Raw genomic sequence first — 18,546 nt, forward strand, 5'->3', positions numbered from 1 at the left:
GCATGGCCCGCGCCCTGATTATTGTCGATGTGCAGAACGACTTCTGCGAAGGCGGCTCGCTGGCGGTGTCCGGCGGGGCCGACCTCGCCGGCGAGATCACCGACTACGTGGAGACCTCCGCGGGCCGGTATGACCTGGTGGCCGCAACCCAGGACTGGCACATCGATCCCGGAACGCACTTCTCCGAAACCCCGGACTTTGTGGACTCCTGGCCGCCGCACTGTGTAGCCGGAACTCCCGGCGCGCAGCCGCACCCGGACCTGGACACGGAACTGGTGGATGCTTTCTTCCGCAAGGGCCAGTACGAGGCGGCGTACTCCGGGTTCGAGGGGGTCCTGGCGCCGGACGTCGAGGTGCCCCTGGGCGACCCGGACGCGGAGCCTGACGCCGAGACCGAGACGCTGAGCCTCGATGACTGGCTGCGGGACCACGACGTGGACGAGGTGGTGGTGCTGGGCCTGGCCGCGGACTACTGTGTGCGGGCCACCGCCCTGGACGCCGTCGCCGCCGGATACACCACAGCCGTGATTCCCGAACTTTCCCGCGGCATCAAGCGGGAGACCACCCTGGCCGCCTGGGCGGAACTCGAAGACGCCGGCGTGGAGATCATCGACCTGTAACCGGATGCCAAAGGGCCGGACCGCAAAGCGGTCCGGCCCTTTTTTGTTGCTACTTACGCCCGATGAACCAGTCCTGCAGCTTCTTGAGCCGCTTGTTCAGCTGTTCCTCGTTGGCCTGCGCCACGGGTGGTCCGCCGCAGATCCGGCGCAGTTCACTGTGCACGACGCCGTGGGGCATGCCGGAACGCGCGGACCAGGCCGAGACGTTCTTTGCCAGCTCGCCGCGCAGTTCGGTGAGCCGGCGGTGGTCCACCACCTCCGGGGCTTCGGCCGGCGGCGCTGCCGCTTCGCTGTTGCGGCGTCCCCGGCGGGAGACCTGTTCATGCTGGCGCTGCCGCAGCAGCATGCTCATCTGGTCCGCGTCCAGCAGGCCGGGAATACCGAGGAAGTCCTGCTCCTCCTCGCTGCCGAGCGCGCCGCCGGTACCGAACTCGCCGCCGTCGAACAGCACCCGGTCAAACGAAGCCTGGGATTCGAGCGCCTCGAACTTCTGCTTGGTCAGCTCACCTGAGGCCTTTTCCTCGCGGTTGGCGGCCTCCATGAGGCTGTCCTCGAGACCAAAGCCTTCCTCTTCCAGGTGGTTGTCCGGGCGGTCCAGCGCGTGGTCCCGCTCGACTTCCATCTGGTTCGCCAGCGCCATCAGGTTCGGCACGGACGGCAGGAACACCGACGCCGTCTCGCCGCGCTTTCGGGCACGCACGAAACGCCCCACGGCCTGTGCAAAGAACAGCGGGGTTGCGGTGGAGGTGGCGTAGACGCCGACGGCGAGGCGCGGCACGTCCACGCCTTCGGACACCATCCGCACCGCGACCATCCAGCGCTGGGTTCCGGCGGAGAACTCTTCGATCTTTTCCGAGGCCTTGGCATCATCGGACAGGATGACCGTGGGCGATTCGCCCATGATCTTCTTCAGCCACCCCGCGTAGGCCCGTGCGTCGTCGTGGTCCGTGGCAATGACCAGGCCGCCGGCGTCGGGCACGGACCGGCGGACCTCGGTGAGGCGGCGGTCCGCGGCGGCCAGGACGGCGGGGATCCACTCGCCCGTGGGGTTCAGCGCGGTCCGCCAGGCCTGCGCGGTGATGTCCTTGGTGACAGCGGCTTCACCCAGCGATGCGGCCATCTCATCGCCCGCGCTGGTCCGCCAGCGCATCTGTCCGGAATAGGCCATAAACATGACCGGCCGGACCACGTGGTCCTTGAGGGCCTGGCCGTAGCCGTACGTGTAGTCCGCCTTGGAGCGGCGGATGCCGTCCCGGTCCTCGACATATTCCACGAAGGGAATCGCGGCCGTATCCGAGCGGAACGGAGTTCCCGTCAGGGACAGCCGCTTGACCGCCGGCTCAAACGCTTCGCGGATGCCGTCGCCCCAGGACAGGGCATCGCCGCCGTGGTGCACCTCATCCAGGATCACCAGGGTGCGGGCCGCCTCAGTCTTGGCGCGGTGCAGCATGGGCTTGGAGGCCACCTGGGCATAGGTGACGGCGACGCCGATGAACCCGTGGCCGTGCCGGCCGTCGGCGTTCTTGAAGTTTGGATCCAAGGCAAGGCCGACCTTCGCCGCCGCGTCGGCCCACTGCCGTTTCAGGTGGTCCGTGGGCGCGACGACGGTGATCCGGTTGACGATCCCCCGCTCCACCAGCTCGTTGGCCACACGCAGGGCGAAGGTGGTTTTACCGGCCCCGGGGGTGGCGACGGCCAGGAAGTCGCTGGCATTGGATTCGAAGTACTTCGCCAGCGCCTCTTCCTGCCACTGGCGCAGCTTCGGGGCAGTGCCCCAGGCAGCACGCTCGGGATAGGCGGGCGGCAGGGACGCACCGGCGCCGAAAAGGGTTTCGGAACTCACGCGGGGAACACAGCCTTTCGCAGTTCTCGAGTGGTTGCGGCCGCGCGGGCACCGGACGGAATCGGCACTGAGCGCCTGCACGAAGGCGCAGGCGTAAACACATAGGTCATGCAGGCATCAGGACTAACTGCCTTCACCGCGGAAGGCTGGGGAGCGGAGCGGTCACAACGGCGGGCGGGACGGACTACTTCTTGCCCTTGGGGTTGTCGGCTTCGGGACGCAGGCCCTCGTAGATTTCCTTGCAGGTGGGGCACACCGGGAACTTCTGCGGATCCCGTCCCGGGGTCCAGACCTTGCCGCAGAGGGCAATGACCGGCTCGCCGGACAGCGCCGATTCCATGATCTTTTCCTTGCGCACGTAGTGCGCAAAGCGCTCACTGTCGCCGGGTTCCAGCTCTTCGCGCAGTTCTTCGCGCTCGATGGTGGCCGTGGACGTACCGTTGTCATCCAGGCGGCGGGGATCGTTTTCGAAAGGATCGGGAGGCAGGCTCATGCGTTCCATCTTAGTACCCGCCGGCTATTTGTTGACGGCGACCTGCTGCAGCAGTTCCGGCCCGCGCGCGTCCAGCCAACGCCCGCCCAGCCGGATCCCGAAGACCAGCGCCGCCATCCCCAGGACCAGTCCTGCGGCCAGTGTCACAATCCCCCACAGCAGGCTCTGCATAACGACGGCGGCAACGCCGGGCACCAGTACGGGTACCAGCAGGACGAACAGCAGCAGGCTGAAGGCACCCTGGACCAGCGCGGACCTGCCCGCACTTCCCGGCGGAGTCTTGAAGGCGTTTTCGCCCGGGAGCGGAACGTTGTAGGTGTAGCGTGCCGAGACGACGCTGGACAGCCCCAGCCCCATCAGCAGGGCAGCCAGGCCTATGCCCAGAACGGGCACGGCCACTGAGGCCCGGCCGGTCAGGACCGCCGGGAGCACCGATGACAGGACGACGGCGGGAACAGAGAAGACCGCACACGCCAGCACCCTGCCGGCACGGTCCGCACGGCCCTCCACGCCCGCAGCCAGATGCAGGGCGAACGCGGTGTTGTCATAGGACACATCGGCGTGCAGGGAGAAGCCCATGAGGAAGCCGACCAGCGGGCCGAGGGCCAGGGTGGCCAGCAGGGCGCCGTCGGCACCCGCACTGTTGCCGGTGAACACCAACACCACGGCCAGCAGCGGCACAATCAGCAGGGATGCACTGTAGCGCGGGTCCCGCAGCCAGTAGGTCAGGGCACGGGCCGCAACCGCGCCGGTGGGTGTGGCCGGAAAACGGGCAAACAGTCCCGTCCCGGAGGTCCGGCGGGTGGCTGCCGTCTGCGGCGGCCGGACCAGTGCCCGCAGGAGCAGGACCCGCCAGGCCAGGACCAGCACGGCAAGGAAGGCCAGGGCGATCAGAGCCTTTGCCCCGGCTGCGCCGTAGCGGCCCAGGGCAATATCCCCAGGCACCGCCCAGACTGCGCCCAGCGGCGTCCAGGAAAGCCAGTCCGCGAGGCGTGGAAGGTAGCTGCCGCCGGCCTGGATGCCCTCGCTCACCGCCGCGATGACCGGTCCCAGCAGCACGAGCGGAACCACCAGCAGCAGTCCCGTGAAGTCGCGGAACCTGCGCGATCCGGTCACTGATACAGCCGCTGCCACGGTGACGCGGGCGGCGATCAGGCAGGTGAAGACCGCTACCCCGGAGAGCACCAGCGCTGCGGCCAGCGCGGCGGGCGAGCGGAACCAGCTCACGGCCTGTGCCAGCACCGCCAGGAGCATGGTGGCCCCGGGAATGCCGATCAGCCCGCCGACGGCAAGGCCGGTGAGCAGCTGCGGGGTGGGTACGGCGTACGTGGTGAAGCGCGCCGGGTCCAGGGTCAGGTCCAGCCCGGAAAACACCACCGGGACCAGTGCCCAGCCAAGCACGGCCACGGCTCCTGCCAGGACCACCGCCGTGCGGGCCAGCCCCGGGTCCGTTCCGACGATGAACAGGGCTGCCAGCAGGACCGCGAGAAGCCCTATGGCGTACAGGCCGCCCAGCACGATTCCGACCAGCTGCCAGGGGCTCCGCTTGAGGGAGTTACGCAGCAGGACCAGCTTCAGTCTTAGAAGGTGCGCAACCATTCCAGCCCCTCCGTCCGGGTACGCCCGCCAACGAGCGACACAAACCGGTCCTCCAGGCTGCTGCCGGCACGGACCTCGTCCACGGTGCCTGCGGCCAGCAGGTTTCCGCCCGCCACCACTGCCACGTGGTCGCACATCCGCTGCACCAGGTCCATCACGTGGCTGGAGACGATCACTGTTCCGCCGGAAGCAACGTAGTTGGAGAGGATGTCGCGGATATTTGCCGCGGACACCGGATCCACCGCTTCGAACGGTTCGTCCAGCACCAGCAGCCGGGGCGCATGGATCAATGCGGAGGCGAGCGAAATCTTCTTTGTCATACCTGCGGAGTAGTCCACCACCAGCTTGCCGGCGTCCGCAGTCAGGTCCATGGCGGCCAGGAGGTCCCCGGTGCGGGCGGCCACCGTCTCGCGGTCCATCCCGCGGAGCAGCCCGGCGTACGTCACCAGTTGTTCGCCCGTCAGCCGGTCGAAGAGCCGGACCCCGTCCGGCAGGATCCCCATAAGCCGCTTGGCTTCCAGCGGACGGGACCAGACGCCGGTCCCGTGGACCAGCGCGGATCCCGCATCCGGACGCAGCAGCCCCGTGGCCAGGGACAGCAGGGTGGTCTTGCCTGCCCCGTTGGGACCGACCAGGCCGTAGAACGAGCCCTGCGGCACGTCGAGGCTGATGCCGTTGACGGCGGTCTTGGTGCCGAAGCGTTTTACCAGGCCGCGGATGGCCAGTGCCGGGACGGAAGCCGGTGTTGATGTCATGGCGCCAGCCTACCGAGCCTCGGCCGGCACGTCCTCGGCAGGAAGGACGAGGTTTCCGCCCCGGCGTCGGCCCGGAATCCCCCGCAGGGACTACCCCCGCAGGGACCAAACCGCCGGCTAACGCAGGCTAGAAGATGCCGCGGCGGGCGGCCCGCTCATACTGGGGTACCCACGGCAGCTTCGCGTCCAGCTCGGCTGCGGCACGCATCCACCAGTGCGGGTCCCGCAGGGCTGCCCGGGCAATCAGGACCGCGTCAGCGGAGCCGGACTGGAGGATCTCCTGGGCCTGGGCACCGGAGTCGATCAGCCCGACGGCGGCGGTCGGTACGCCCGCGCCGCGGCGCACGGCGTCGGCATACTCCACCTGGTAGTTCGGGCCCACCGGGATGACGGCACCGGGAACAGCTCCGCCGGTGGACACGTCCACAAGGTCCACGCCGTGCTCGCGGGCTGCGCGGGCCAGGACCACCGAGGATTCGGCGTCCACTCCCCCGGGCAGCCAGTCCGTCGCGGAGATCCGCAGCAGGAGCGGCATGGAATCGGGGATGACGGCCCGGACCGCGTCGATGACCTCAAGGGTCAGGCGGTTGCGCCGGGTGGCGTCGCCGCCCCACGCATCGGTGCGGGTGTTGACCAGCGGGCTGAGGAACTGGTGCAGCAGGTAGCCGTGTGCGCCGTGGATTTCGATGGTGTCGAACCCGGCGTCGACCGCCCGGACGGCCGCGTCGGCGAAGTCGCGGATGACCTGCCGGATGCCGGCTTCATCCAGCTGCGCCGGCGCCGCGTAAGTCCCGAAGGGTTCTGCGGTGGGTCCCACGGTCTGCCAGCCGCCGTCGTCGAGCGGGACACTGCCCTGGCCCGCGGCGAACGGAGCGTAGGTGGAGGCCTTGCGTCCGGCGTGTGCCAGCTGGATGCCGATCCGCGCATCCACCGCGCCGTGCCGGTGCACGAACCGGGTGATCCGCTCCCAGCCGGCGGCCTGCCCGCTGTTCCAGATGCCGGCGTCCTGCGGACTGATCCGGCCTTCGGGGCTGACAGCCGTGGCCTCGGTGATGATCAGGGCCGCGCCGCCGGCGGCGAAGGATCCCAGGTGCATCAGGTGCCAGTCGTTGGGTACCCCGGGAGCATTGTCCGGATCGGCGGGATCCACCGGGTCCGCGGAGTACTGGCACATGGCAGCCACCCAGCCGCGGTGGGCCAGTTCCAGTCCGCGCAGGGTGAGGGGGTCGAAGAGGGACGCTGTATCCATGGACATGGCCTAGAAAAGTGCCCGGGCGAGGGCCGAACGCGCCTTGGTGACCCGGGGGTCGGCGATGCCCACCACTTCGAAGAGGTCCAGCAGCCGCAGCCGGGCTTTTTCGCGGTCGTCGCCGTAAACCCTGGCAATCAGTCCGGTAATGCGCCGGAAGGCATCCTCGACATGTCCGCCGGCAATGTCCAGGTCGGCGACCGCAAGCTGTGCGTCCACGTTGTCGGGCTGCTCGGCGCCGTCCCGGCGGACCGCGTCGGCGTCGGCGCCGCGCAGGCGGGCCATGAGTTCCACCTGGGCCAGGCCGGCCTTGGCTTCGGCGTCGGCGGGCTGCTCGGCCAGGGCGCGGCGGTACGCGGCCGCGGCGGCGTCGTAATCCTCCGCGTTGATGGCGTCGAAAGCTTCCTGGTGGAGCGGGGGCAGGGGTGCTTCCTCCGCCGGAGCTTCCTGGGTGCCGCCCTCGAGGGATCCCGCGACCCCGTTGGCTGCGGCGACCTGCATCAGTTCGCCGACCAGGGCACGGATCTGTTCCTCCGGCAGCAGCCGGTCAAGCAGGGGCACGGGCTGGCCCTTGAGGACGGCAGCCACGGTCGGCACGGACGCGGCGGCGAAGGCCTGGGCGATCTGGGGGTAGGCATCAACGTCCACCCGTGCGAGCAGCATGCGCCCGTTCTGTTCCACCGCGATGGCGGCCAGGATGGCGGACACCTGCTGCGAGTCGGCGCTGGCGTCCGAATACAGGTCAATGACCACCGGCACTTCGGCGGACAGCTGGACCACCTGCGGGAACGTCTGCTCAGAGACCTGCACCACGAACGGCGACGGACCCGGGGCGGCACCGGGTTCCGTGGCGCCGGCGGCCGGGGCCGCCGGCGCTGCGGAGCGTGCCTTGAGGGCGGAGAGGTCGACTGCCCCCCGCAGGTTCATGGAGGAAGGAGCCGGTGACGGGCGGTGGTTCGGTGTGCTCATTCATTCACCTTATTACGCCGTGCCCGTCCACCGGCAAGCCTGCCTCCTGCCTACTTCAGCTTTGCGGACAGCAGTTCCTGGTCCGCACCCACCACCGCGGCCTGGCCGGTGCTGCCGGAAGCCGGTACGTAGAGCATGACGGCCTCGCCGTGCGTGACGTCGATGCCCTTGTCCGTGGTTGCCTGGCCGGTCAGTGCCTCGTAGACAGTGCCCGCGAGGTTGATGGAGTCACCGGCTTCCTTCGGCGTGCTCGAGAAGGTGTTGGACAGGTAGCCGAACACGACCGCACCGCCGTCGTCCGTGCGGAGGGCGTAGGTTCCCGCCGGGTCGGCGGCATGCTGGAACGCGTTCAGGGCGTGCTCGTTCTTCGGGTCGCCCTGTACCTGCTGCTGGAACTTCACCACGTCCTCGCTGAACCGGTTGGCGGCGAAGGTGTCCTTGTTTTCACCGTCCGGCGCGGTCAGGGAATCCGCCAGGGCCGAGACGGCATCCTGCGGGGACATCACCAGGCCGTTGTCCGAGTCGGCCGGGATCTGGTCCGCCCCGGTGCCGGTGGGAGGCTGCGGGAAGGTGCTGGCAGGCAGCATCTGGACGGCGGAAACGAGTTTGTAGTTGTCCCGGGCCGAGGCCTGGACCAGCAGGAGGGCCTGGGGCACGGGGTTACCGTCGCCCTGGGTGACCGCGACGACGGTGCGGGGCCACCCGGCGGCGCCGCTCACGGACTGGGTCCGCAGCGCCTCGGCGGCCACGGGAACCGGGGCCTCCTGGTCGCCGGACTTCCCGGCGACGGCGTAGTTGGCCTCGCGCATGGCGTACGCAGCGCCTTCGACGCGCGGCTTCAGCATGGAGGCGTCCTTGGCGGCGTCCCCGGCCCCTACGGTCGCTGCAACGGAATCCAGGATGCGCTCAAGCTGGGCATCCCCCACTACCGGCAGGCTGCCGCCGTCGGACTCAGCGGCCAGCGCCGCTGCGGGAGCGCTGCCCGCTGCCAGGACAGCAGCTGCGGCAGCGGCAAGGAAGGCCGGACGGCGGCGGGCTGTTGCCGTGAAAGCAGACGTCGAGCCCGAGACGCTGTGCTGCCGGTCTCCGCTGCCGGTGTCCGGACCGCTGCTGCGGCGGCCGCTCCTGCGCGGGCCGTCGGAGCCGCTGCGCAGGAAGGCCAGTGCGAGGCCGAGGACCGCCAGCAGGCCGCCCACAACAATCAGCGGCACGGCGAAGGGACGGGTGGCATCGTTTTCCCAGGTCATAGTCACGTCCGTGGGCGCGGGGGCGGTGCCGTCAGCAGCCAGCAGGATCTCCCACTCGCCGCTTTCCGGTGCCTCCCAGTCGTAGGACAGTTCGCCTTCGCCGGATTCTTCAACGACCCAGAGGTCGGAGCCGGCCGGGTTCGGTGTCTGGGCTTCGCCGTTCTCCGTCTCGACCGCCAGTTCACCGTCGGCCGCGCCGAGGCGGTTGACGGCGGCCTCTCCCACCCATGCCTCGACGTCGTTCGCGCGGCCTACGGCCAGCGTGAAGGGTGCCTCCGAGCGGACGGTGATTTCCACGCCGTCCGGGTGCTCGGCCAGCAGTTCCGTATCGAGAACGGTGACAACGGCGTTGCCCGCTTCAGCGGGAGCGGACACCGATTCGGTCTCCGGGGGCGCCCAGATGGTCCGCTGGCCAATGCCTATCAGCATCAGCAGCACTCCAAGGACGATCAGCGGAACTGCAAATTTGTTTCGCACAACTTACCTATCTTCAGTCTGGGCAAATGACATGGCAGGGCGGCGCATTTCCCGACCGGCAGGCAGGAAAGGTGTTCCTGAAAAACGGCGGCGAAAACACAGCGGGGGTCATTGATGTCCTGGCACTTGATAACCCAATGGTAACGAAATCCCTACGGAGCACCCATTCGCGCGTACCCAATGGTGCCGCTTCCGCATTCCCGCAGCGATGGGAAGGGCTGCGGGGCACCGCCTGCTGGTAGGGTTTCGGTTCGTATCAGGACCGAAGGACGGCAGAGGAGAAACGCGGAATATGAGCGAAAACGAGGACGTGCCTGTCCACGCGCCGCTCCCCGCTCCGGAGGACGGGACGGAAAAGCGCCCCAGGCTGCCCGGATTCCTTTCCACGGCTGCGGACCGGATGCGTTACAGCCTGCGCCACGGCGTCCCGGGTGCCCGCCCAAGGCGGCGCTTTGAATTCCCGCCGGAGAATGTTGGGGATGCGGAAGTCACCGTTGATCCCGAGGTGCGGCTTCCGGATGAACGACTGAGCATCAGTGGTGCCGGAACCGGCTCGGAGCCCGGAAGCGTGCGCGCGCACCCCATCTACTTCGGCTTTATGCTCGCGGTCGGCGTTGGCCTGGCCCTGCTGCTCTACTTCGTGATCACCAATGTCGGCGAGCTGCTCGTCTGGATCGGCGCCGCACTGTTCATCGCCCTGGGCCTGGACCCGGTGGTGCGCTGGCTGGGCGCGCGGCGGATTCCCCGCCCGGCGGGTATCGCCATCACCGTACTGGTGCTGGCCGGAGTCGTGACGGCGTTCTTTGCGACGCTCATTCCAACCATCGTCAGCCAGACGTCCGAGATCATTGCCAACGCTCCGGGGTACATCAACAAGTTCCTGGCGTCGGACTTCTTCGTCAACATCGACAGCCAGTTCCAGGTGCGCGACCGCATCGAAGACGAGGTTGGCCGCTTTTTCTCGAACAGCGACGCCGTAGGCGGCATCTTCGGCGGAGTCCTCAGCGTGGGCACCGTGATTGCAAACGGCCTCTTCGGCGCCCTGATCATCCTGGTCCTCACCCTCTATTTCCTGGCTTCGCTGCCGTCGATGAAGAAGTGGGGCTACCGGCTGGCGCCGCGCAGCCGGCGGCGCCGGGTGGAGGCCCTGTCCGAGGAAATCACCGGCAGCGTCGGCAACTACGTGATCGGCCAGGGCTTCGTGGCACTGCTCGATGCGACGTATGCGTTCATCGTCATGACCATCACCGGCGTGCCGTTCTCCGTGCTGCTGGCGTTCCTGGTCGCGCTGCTGGCGTTCATCCCTCTGGTCGGCCCGCCCATTGCCCTGGTCCTGGTCTCCCTCGTGGCCCTGACCGAAGGCTGGCAGACGGCGGTGGTGTTCGCCATCCTCTACATGGCCTACCTGCAGTTCGAGGCGTATTTTGTCTCCCCGCGCGTGATGCAGCGGGCCGTTGCAGTGCCCGGAGCGGTGGCGGTTATTGCCGTGATCGCCGGCGGCAGCCTGCTCGGGGTACTGGGAGCACTCATCGCCATCCCGACGGCGGCCGCCATCCTGCTGCTGCTGAAGGAAGTCTTCATTGCCCGGCAGGACAGGATCTGACCCGGTCCTGACCCGGTCCCGCACCCGTGGCTGCAGCTGCGGCTACCGCTGCAGACTCAGTAGCGGCGGCGGGTCCGCCAGCAGTGGCTGTGCCAGTGGCGGCGTCCCTCGACGGCTGCCTGCCGGCCGAGCAGCGAGTCTTCCTGCCACACGACCAGGTGCGCCGTTCCGGGCGGGATCCTCTGCCCGCAGCCGGGGCACCGGTAGTCCTTCGCGGCGTTGACTGCCGTGATCTGCCGCACCGACCATTCGCCGTCGGGACCGGTCTCGCGCCGCGGAATACCGGCACGTGTGCGCTCCAGATCCACCTCGGGCGGGGCTGATGCCCACTTACGGCGGGCGTTCCGGCCCGCAGCACTGCCGGCGGCGGGCACACGGCGGGGACGGTTGGAACGGGGCATAGAAGTCATTTTGCCGTAGTTCAGCCGGTAAAGTGCAACTGTGCGTTTAGTAATAGCCCGATGCTCCGTTGACTACGTCGGCCGCCTCCGTGCCCATCTGCCCCTTGCCGTGAGGCTGCTTATGGTGAAGGCGGACGGTTCCGTCCTGATCCATTCCGACGGCGGATCGTACAAGCCGCTGAACTGGATGAGCCCTCCGGCGACCATGCGGAGCGTGGAACCGGATGAGATTGATGCCGCAGCCGGCGTCACCGAAGTCTGGAATGTCCAGAGCGCCAAGACGGATGACCGTCTGGTGATCAGCATCCATGAGCGGTTCTCCGACGTCTCGCACGACCTCGGCACCGACCCCGGACTGATCAAGGACGGCGTGGAAGCGGACCTGCAGCGCCTGCTCGCCGAACAGATCAACCGGCTCGGCGAAGGCCACACACTGATCCGCCGGGAGTACATGACCGCCATCGGCCCCGTGGACATCCTCGCCCGCGACGCGTCCGGCGCCACGGTGGCGGTGGAACTCAAACGCCGCGGTGACATTGACGGCGTCGAACAGCTGACCCGCTACCTCGAACTGCTCAACCGGGACCCGCTGCTCGCTCCGGTCCGCGGCATCTTTGCCGCGCAGCAGATCAAGCCCCAGGCCCGCGTACTGGCCGAGGACCGCGGCATCACCTGCCTGACGCTCGACTACGACGCGATGCGCGGTGTCGACGACCGCGATTCCCGGCTGTTCTGACGCCCTTTCCCTCGGCTCTCCGGCCTGCTGCGGACGGCACGGCGCACTCGCCGCCGCCGTCGGGCATGCCTAGAATCGGTGCATGAACCCATCGGCACGCCCGCGGGACCGCGGCTATCTCCGGGGCACCCTGCACACACCGGACGCACTGCTGCCCGACGGCGTCCTCGCCTTTGAAGGGGACCGGATCACCTACGCCGGTCCAGCGGACGGTTTCGACGACGACGGCTGGCCGGCGCCCGTACGGATACCCGAGGGTTCGCTCATCCTTCCCGGGCTCGTGGATCTGCACTGCCACGGAGCGGTAGGCAGCGACTTCACCACCTCCGATGCCGACGGAGTACGGCAGGCAGTGGCCTTCCTGCACTCGTCCGGAACCACCACCCTGCTGGCAAGCACCATGTCGGTGCAGCGCCCGGAACTGCTGGCGGCCGCCGCCCGGCTCGGAGCCCTGGCCAGGGAGGGGCTTATTGCCGGCATCCATGCCGAGGGACCCTTTCTTTCGCCGGAGCACTGCGGCGCACAGGACCCGGCATCCCTCCTTGCCCCGGATCCGGACTTCGTAGACGAACTCCTTGATGCCTCGGACAGCGAACTGGTCACCATGACCTATGCCCCTGAGCTGCCCGGAGCCGACGACCTGGTGGACCGTTTGGTCCTCCACGGTGTCACCCCTTCAATGGGCCATACGGGGGCCTCTGACGCCGTTGCTGCCGCTTCCCTGTTATCCGCCCAGGAGGAAATGGAGGAGGCCGGCTTCGGCGGCTACGCTGCCCGCCCCACGGTGACGCATTTATTCAACGGCATGGCCCCGATGCACCACCGCTCCCCCGGCCCCGTCCCGGCGGGCCTGCGGGCCGCGCGCAGCGGGGCGGCGGTGGTGGAACTGATTGCGGACAGCGTGCATGTGGATCCGGCCATCATCCGGACCGTCTTCGAGCTGGTGGGGGCACCAAACGTGGCGCTGGTCAGCGATTCCATGGCGGCCACCGGGCTGGGCGACGGCAGCTACCGGCTGGGATCCGCCGATGTCCTGGTCGGCGACGGAACGGCCCGCCTCAGCGATGGAGCACTGGCCGGCGGAACCGCCACGCTGCTGCAGTGCGTACGCACCGCCGTCGCGGCCGGGGTTCCCCTGGCTGATGCGGTGACGGCAGCCGCCGAGGTGCCGGCGGACGTCCTCCGCCTGGCCGATGAAGTCGGTGCCCTTCGCCGTGGGCTGCGGGCCGACGCCCTTGTGGTGTCGCCGGACCTGCAGCTGCATGCCGTCCTGCGCTGCGGGACGTTCCTGCCGCTCCCCGAAAACACCTAGGGAAAACCACGCAGGAAAAGTTTTTCGTATTCCGGCATTGACCAAACATTTCGGTTATGCGACTCTATTACCAAGTCTTTGTGCAGGTGTTTTTTCATGCTCGCAAGACCGTTGCGAGTGAGAAGCTCCTCAAGGAACTGCTGAACGGCAAGAACTTGGGCTTTCTTGCTTCAGTAACATGGCCGGCACGGACTGTGCAGGTAAGTTCCACATAATGAGGAGAAACAATGGCTCAGGGTACCGTCAAATGGTTTAACGCCGAAAAGGGCTTCGGCTTCATCACTCCGGACGACTCCGACGGCGACGTCTTCGTCCACTACTCCGAAATCCAGACCAACGGATTCAAGACCCTCGACGAAAACCAGCGCGTTTCCTTCGAGATCGGCCAGGGCGCCAAGGGCCCCCAGGCCACCGGCGTCACCGCCCTCTAAGGTCCCGAAGTTCCTTTCCTAACGGAAAAAGAGGAAAGCCCCCGGCACATGCCGGGGGCTTTCCTCTTTTTTCAGGTTATTCCGCTTTCGCGCAGGTCCCGCTGTTTTAGCAGTTCGGCAGAATTTTTCGGTTTCCCGTGGTGAGCGGTTCCCCGGCGTTTCCCCAATTGCTGCGGCTATGCCCGGCGGCGGACCACGTTGGCGCCGAGGCCCCTCAGGTTTTCCATGAACCGTTCATAGCCCCGGTCGATGTGGTCCACCCCGCGCACCTCGGTGGTTCCGTCGGCAGCGAGCCCGGCAATGACCAGGGCCGCCCCGGCACGGATGTCATTGGCGACCACCGGCGCACCGGAAAGCAGCTGGACGCCCTGGATCAAGGCATGGTGCCCGTCGAGCCGGACCACCGCTCCCAGGCGGGCCAGTTCGGAGGTGAAGCCCCAGCGCGCCTCGAACACATTCTCCGTGACCATCCCCGACCCTGCGGAGACCGCGTTGAGGGCAACCACGAAGGGCTGCAGATCAGTGGGGAATCCCGGGTACGGCAGCGTGGAGACATTGATCGGTTCCGGACGCTGCGGTCCCTTGACCGTAAAGCTGTCCTCCCCCGTGCTGATTTCACAGCCTGCCTGGACCAGCTTGTCCAGCACCACAGTCAGCGCGGAGGCGTCAGCGGAGCGCACCTCGATTTCGCCGCCGGTGATCGCTGCGGCGAAGGCCCACGTGCCGGCAACAATCCGGTCCGGCACCACGCGGTGCTCCACGGGATGCAGCTCCGGCACACCATCGATCACCAGCGTGCTGGTTCCCACGCCGCTGATTTTGGCTCCCATGCCGTTCAGCATCCGGGCAATGTCGGTGATCTCGGGTTCCCGCGCGGCATTGTCGATGACGGTGCGGCCCCGGGCCAGCGTGGCAGCCATCATGAGGTTTTCCGTGGCCCCCACGGAAGGGAAGTCAAGGATATGTTCGGCCCCGTACAGCCCCTCGGGGACCGAGGCGATCAGGTAACCGTGGTCAATGCCGATTTCCGCGCCCATCAGCTCCAGGCCGGCCCGGTGCATGTCCAGACCCCGCGACCCGATCGCGTCGCCGCCGGGCAGCGCAACCTCTGCGCGGCGGCACCGTGCCACCAGGGGCCCCAGCACCGAGATCGAGGCCCGCATGGCACGGACCAGGTCATAGTCCGCCTGGTGCCCCGGCTCCTGCGGAACGTCCACGGAAACCGACGCGGCGTCGACGTCGTAATCCACCGTGCAGCCCAGCCGGCGCAGCAGCTCAGCCATGATCCATACGTCCTGGATATTGGGCACATTCGTGATGACCGACCGCCCCCGGGCCAGCAGCGTCGCCGCCATAAGCTTCAGGACGCTGTTCTTGGCCCCCGGGACAGTGACGGCGCCGTTCAGGGTGGACGGGCCGGTAACAACAATGACGTCTTCCATTACTCCATAGTAGGCGGACGCGGCACGTGACCCCGGGCGGCCAGGCCCGCGCGGGAAGCAAAAAGCGGGCACCAAAAAGCGGGCAGCAAAAAAGGCACAGGGAAGAATCCCTGTGCCTTTTTTGCCGGCGGTGGAGAACGTGTCCCTAGCGCCAGGTGCCGATGCCGATGACCGGACCGGCCTCAACCCACGAGGACAGGCCGGTGTAGGTCTCGTACTTCATGGCGACCAGCACTTCGCTGCCCTGATAGTTCAGGCGGACGACGACGGCGCCGGGCTGGATGCGGGCCCGTTCCGCTTCAGTGGGTTCCCGCCACCCGGCCATTTCCAGTGAACTGCGCAGGAAACGGTACGGCGGACGGGGACTGAGCGAGACAAGGCGCAGCCACTCCAGGTGTGTGTCCGTATAACGGCAAACCCCCATCCGCCATCCCGCAGGGGGAAGGCAGATGGAGGCGTCGAAGGTGCCCAGGGCGCGCCGCAGCTGGCTGCGGCGCACCCCAAAAAGCACTACTGCAAGGACCAGCAGCCCAAAGAGGGCGGCCAGCGCAATGAACATATAGGAGCTGTCCATCGGAAGGGGTCAGCGGGTCCCGGCGGTTGCTTCGCTGGTCACCTTGGCATTGTCGGCCACGATGACCACGCGGTTGTTGTCGACGGAGAAGAATCCACCGTCAACGCTTACCTCAATGCGGGAACCGGACACCGGTTCGATGGCCAGTCCGCCCTCTGCCAGGATGGCCAGCACCGGCGAGTGGCCGGGAAGGATCCCGATCTCGCCGTCGCTGGTGCGGGCCTTGACCATCTTTGCCGCTCCCGACCACACGAAGTGGTCGGCAGCAACAATCTCAACTTCGAGTTCAGCAGTGTCCGCCATGGGGCTCACTTCCCGGTCTGCTCTTGGATCTTCGCCCACTGACGCTCAACGTCATCCATGCCGCCGACGTTGAAGAACGCCTGCTCGGCAATGTGGTCAACGTCGCCGTCGCAGATGGCCCGGAAGCCTTCGATGGTGTCCTTGATGGAAACCGTCGAACCCTCAACACCGGTGAACTGCTTGGCGGTGTAGGTGTTCTGGGAGAGGAACTGCTGGATACGGCGTGCACGCGACACAACGATCTTGTCCTCTTCCGAGAGCTCGTCCACGCCGAGGATGGCGATGATGTCCTGCAGTTCCTTGTTCTTCTGGAGGATCTGCTTGACGCGGATGGCCGTGTCGTAGTGCGCCTGGCCGACGTACTGCGGGTCGAGGATTCGCGACGTCGAGGTCAGCGGATCCACGGCCGGGTACAGGCCACGGGAAGCGATTTCACGGGAAAGTTCCGTGGTCGCGTCCAGGTGGGCGAACGTGGTGGCCGGGGCCGGGTCGGTGTAGTCATCCGCAGGCACGTAAATGGCCTGCATGGACGTGATCGAGTGGCCCTTGGTGGACGTGATGCGCTCCTGCAGCAGACCCATCTCGTCAGCCAGGTTCGGCTGGTAGCCCACGGCGGAAGGCATGCGGCCGAGAAGGGTGGAAACCTCGGAGCCTGCCTGCGTGAAGCGGAAGATGTTGTCGATGAAGAGCAGCACGTCCTGGTTCTGCACGTCGCGGAAGTATTCCGCCATGGTCAGAGCCGACAGTGCCACACGGAGGCGCGTTCCCGGCGGCTCATCCATCTGGCCGAATACAAGGGCGGTGTCCTTCAGGACGTTCGCCTCTTCCATTTCAACCCAGAGGTCGTTACCTTCACGGGTACGCTCGCCGACACCGGCGAATACCGAGGTACCGCCGAAGTTGCGGGCAACACGGGTGATCATTTCCTGGATCAGCACGGTCTTGCCGACGCCGGCACCGCCGAAGAGTCCGATCTTGCCACCCTTGATGTACGGGGTGAGCAGGTCGATCACCTTGATGCCGGTTTCCAGCATCTCGGTGGAACCCTCAAGGTCGGCGAAGTTCGGAGCCGAACGGTGGATCGGCCAGCGCTCGGTGATCTCGAGCTTGTCTTCGGTGACGTCCAGGGGCTGGCCCAGGACGTTGAAGATGTGGCCCTTGACGCCGTCGCCTACGGGGACGGAGATCGGAGCACCGGTATCGAACACGGCAGCGCCGCGGACCAGGCCGTCAGTGGCCTGCAGGGAAATGGCACGGACGAGGTTGTCACCCAGGTGCTGGGAGGTCTCGAACGTGATGGTGCGGGTCTGGCCGTCGAGCGTGAGCTCGGTGGTCAGGGCGTTGTAGATGGTGGGAATTGCGTCAGCCGGGAATTCGACGTCGACAACCGGGCCGATGACACGGGCAATACGGCCGGTGGCACCCGAGGCTACGGAATCAGTTCCGTGCTCGACAGTTTGGGCAGTCATCTCTCTCACTTCACTCAGTTAGATGGCGTGTGGACTAAGTTTTTTATGCGTTGGAACTTATCTTCGACTGGAGCAGGTCAGGAGGCGCTGAGCGCGTCCGCACCGGCAACAATCTCGGAAAGTTCCTGGGTGATTTCGGCCTGACGGGCGTTGTTGCGCAGGCGCGTGTACTTCTTGATCAGGTCCGTGGCGTTGTCCCCTGCGGCCTTCATGGCGCGCTGGCGGGCTGCAAGCTCGGAAGCGGCGGCCTGGAGCATGGCTGCAAAGATGCGCGACTCGATGTAGCGCGGCAGCAGTGCGTCCAGGACCTTTTCCGGCTCGGGCTCGTATTCGTAGAGAGGCAGGAACTCAGCCGATGACTGGGCTTCTTCCTCCACTACTTCCAGCGGCAGCAGTCGGATGACCGCAGGTTCCTGAATAACCATGGACTTGAAGCGCGTGTACACGATGTGGATTTCGTCCACACCGCCGTCTTCGTAGGCCGTGTTGAAGTCATCGAGGAGTGCCTTGCCGATTTCACGGGCTGTTTCGAACTCAGGTGCATCGGTACCACCGGTCCATACCCGTTCAACTGTCCGGTTACGGAACTCGTAGTACGCCTGCCCCTTTCGTCCAACAAGGTAGGTCTTTACTTCCTTGCCCTCGTCACGGAGCAATTCGTTGAGTGCTTCGCCCTGCTTGAGGACTCCGGCGGAGTACGATCCGGCAAGACCGCGGTCGGAAGTCATTATGACCACGGCTGCGCGCCGGATCTGCTCCGGTTCGGTGGTCAGCGGATGATCGATCTCCGACTGGGATGCCACAGCAGAAACGGCACGGGTGATCGCATTGGAATAAGGCAGCGACGCAGCCACACGGGTGCGCGCCTTTCCAATGCGAGAGGCAGCAATCAGCTCCATCGCCTTGAAGATCTTCTGCATCGACGTGGTCGACGCGATCTTCTGGCGGTAGACCCGAATTTGGGCTCCCATACTCTTCCTTTCAGTTCCCGGCGCTGGGGCCGGGGGCTAAGGCAATGGCCAA

The 18,546-nt window shown here is 66.8% G+C and carries 19 protein-coding genes; 6 read left to right on the forward strand and 13 right to left on the reverse strand.

The features are described 5' to 3' along the window. The first annotated feature begins 2 nt into the window (after window positions 1-2). Window positions 3-620, forward strand: a complete 618-nt coding sequence (locus QNO10_RS09725; protein ID WP_229950732.1) for an isochorismatase family protein — start codon at window positions 3-5, stop codon at window positions 618-620. Between the two features lie 49 nt (window positions 621-669). Here the strand turns inward: QNO10_RS09725 and QNO10_RS09730 are convergent, their stop codons facing one another. From QNO10_RS09730 to QNO10_RS09760, 7 genes are all read right to left on the reverse strand, one after another. Next, window positions 670-2,463, reverse strand: a complete 1,794-nt coding sequence (locus QNO10_RS09730; RefSeq protein ID WP_229950728.1) for a DEAD/DEAH box helicase — start codon at window positions 2,461-2,463, stop codon at window positions 670-672. A 184-nt stretch (window positions 2,464-2,647) separates the two neighbouring features. Beyond that, the gene (locus QNO10_RS09735) at window positions 2,648-2,956 is read right to left on the reverse strand and encodes a DUF3039 domain-containing protein (protein WP_229950726.1); all 309 of its coding nucleotides are present in this window, start codon (window positions 2,954-2,956) and stop codon (window positions 2,648-2,650) included. A 24-nt stretch (window positions 2,957-2,980) separates the two neighbouring features. Continuing rightward, window positions 2,981-4,555: a transporter gene (locus QNO10_RS09740; protein ID WP_229950723.1), complete on the reverse strand. Its 1,575-nt coding sequence runs from the start codon at window positions 4,553-4,555 to the stop codon at window positions 2,981-2,983. Next, complete coding sequence (locus tag QNO10_RS09745) at window positions 4,537-5,310, reverse strand: ABC transporter ATP-binding protein (protein ID WP_229950720.1); 774 nt, start codon at window positions 5,308-5,310, stop codon at window positions 4,537-4,539. Before QNO10_RS09745 ends, QNO10_RS09740 begins: the two co-directional genes overlap by 19 nt. A 127-nt stretch (window positions 5,311-5,437) precedes the next feature. Beyond that, a complete protein-coding gene (locus QNO10_RS09750) occupies window positions 5,438-6,559 on the reverse strand; it encodes an NADH:flavin oxidoreductase/NADH oxidase (protein WP_229950718.1) in 1,122 nt (373 codons plus the stop codon). 9 nt (window positions 6,560-6,568) lie between these two features. Further along, on the reverse strand, window positions 6,569-7,528 hold the full coding sequence (locus QNO10_RS09755; RefSeq protein WP_229950713.1) for a tetratricopeptide repeat protein: 960 nt from the start codon (window positions 7,526-7,528) through the stop codon (window positions 6,569-6,571). Between the two features lie 50 nt (window positions 7,529-7,578). After that, on the reverse strand, window positions 7,579-9,252 hold the full coding sequence (locus QNO10_RS09760; protein WP_229950710.1) for a DUF8094 domain-containing protein: 1,674 nt from the start codon (window positions 9,250-9,252) through the stop codon (window positions 7,579-7,581). Between the two features lie 26 nt (window positions 9,253-9,278). Between QNO10_RS09760 and QNO10_RS09765 the strand changes: the two genes are divergently transcribed. Both QNO10_RS09765 and QNO10_RS09770 read left to right on the forward strand, forming a co-directional pair. After that, window positions 9,279-9,494 carry a hypothetical protein gene (locus tag QNO10_RS09765; protein ID WP_284162187.1) on the forward strand — a complete coding sequence of 72 codons (216 nt, stop codon included), beginning with the start codon at window positions 9,279-9,281 and terminating at the stop codon, window positions 9,492-9,494. Window positions 9,495-9,544: 50 nt separating this feature from the next. Beyond that, window positions 9,545-10,855, forward strand: coding sequence for an AI-2E family transporter (locus QNO10_RS09770; RefSeq protein WP_442860284.1), 1,311 nt, complete (start codon window positions 9,545-9,547; stop codon window positions 10,853-10,855). 56 nt (window positions 10,856-10,911) lie between these two features. On the opposite strand, the gene QNO10_RS09775 is transcribed toward QNO10_RS09770, so the two are convergent. Next, a complete protein-coding gene (locus QNO10_RS09775) occupies window positions 10,912-11,256 on the reverse strand; it encodes an Rv1322 family protein (protein WP_229950708.1) in 345 nt (114 codons plus the stop codon). 40 nt (window positions 11,257-11,296) lie between these two features. Between QNO10_RS09775 and nucS the strand changes: the two genes are divergently transcribed. From nucS to QNO10_RS09790, 3 genes are all read left to right on the forward strand, one after another. Continuing rightward, window positions 11,297-11,992, forward strand: a complete 696-nt coding sequence (gene nucS, locus QNO10_RS09780) for an endonuclease NucS (RefSeq protein ID WP_229950706.1) — start codon at window positions 11,297-11,299, stop codon at window positions 11,990-11,992. Window positions 11,993-12,074: 82 nt separating this feature from the next. Further along, window positions 12,075-13,304 carry an N-acetylglucosamine-6-phosphate deacetylase gene (locus QNO10_RS09785; RefSeq protein ID WP_229950704.1) on the forward strand — a complete coding sequence of 410 codons (1,230 nt, stop codon included), beginning with the start codon at window positions 12,075-12,077 and terminating at the stop codon, window positions 13,302-13,304. A gap of 227 nt (window positions 13,305-13,531) precedes the next feature. After that, window positions 13,532-13,735 (forward strand): cold-shock protein, encoded by a 204-nt coding sequence (locus QNO10_RS09790; protein WP_146361532.1) that lies wholly within the window; start codon window positions 13,532-13,534, stop codon window positions 13,733-13,735. Window positions 13,736-13,911: 176 nt separating this feature from the next. Here QNO10_RS09790 and murA read toward each other — a convergent pair whose 3' ends face one another. From murA to QNO10_RS09815, 5 genes are all read right to left on the reverse strand, one after another. Then, complete coding sequence (gene murA / locus QNO10_RS09795) at window positions 13,912-15,177, reverse strand: UDP-N-acetylglucosamine 1-carboxyvinyltransferase (protein WP_229950700.1); 1,266 nt, start codon at window positions 15,175-15,177, stop codon at window positions 13,912-13,914. A gap of 145 nt (window positions 15,178-15,322) precedes the next feature. Beyond that, window positions 15,323-15,751 (reverse strand): DUF2550 domain-containing protein, encoded by a 429-nt coding sequence (locus QNO10_RS09800; protein WP_229950698.1) that lies wholly within the window; start codon window positions 15,749-15,751, stop codon window positions 15,323-15,325. Window positions 15,752-15,760: 9 nt separating this feature from the next. After that, complete coding sequence (locus QNO10_RS09805; RefSeq protein WP_229950696.1) at window positions 15,761-16,054, reverse strand: F0F1 ATP synthase subunit epsilon; 294 nt, start codon at window positions 16,052-16,054, stop codon at window positions 15,761-15,763. Window positions 16,055-16,059: 5 nt separating this feature from the next. Beyond that, on the reverse strand, window positions 16,060-17,523 hold the full coding sequence (atpD, locus tag QNO10_RS09810; protein WP_229950694.1) for a F0F1 ATP synthase subunit beta: 1,464 nt from the start codon (window positions 17,521-17,523) through the stop codon (window positions 16,060-16,062). A 77-nt stretch (window positions 17,524-17,600) separates the two neighbouring features. Further along, the gene (locus QNO10_RS09815; RefSeq protein ID WP_229950692.1) at window positions 17,601-18,494 is read right to left on the reverse strand and encodes a F0F1 ATP synthase subunit gamma; all 894 of its coding nucleotides are present in this window, start codon (window positions 18,492-18,494) and stop codon (window positions 17,601-17,603) included. Window positions 18,495-18,546 lie beyond the last annotated feature (52 nt).

This window comes from Arthrobacter sp. zg-Y919, assembly GCF_030142045.1.
GTDB lineage: Bacteria > Actinomycetota > Actinomycetes > Actinomycetales > Micrococcaceae > Arthrobacter_B.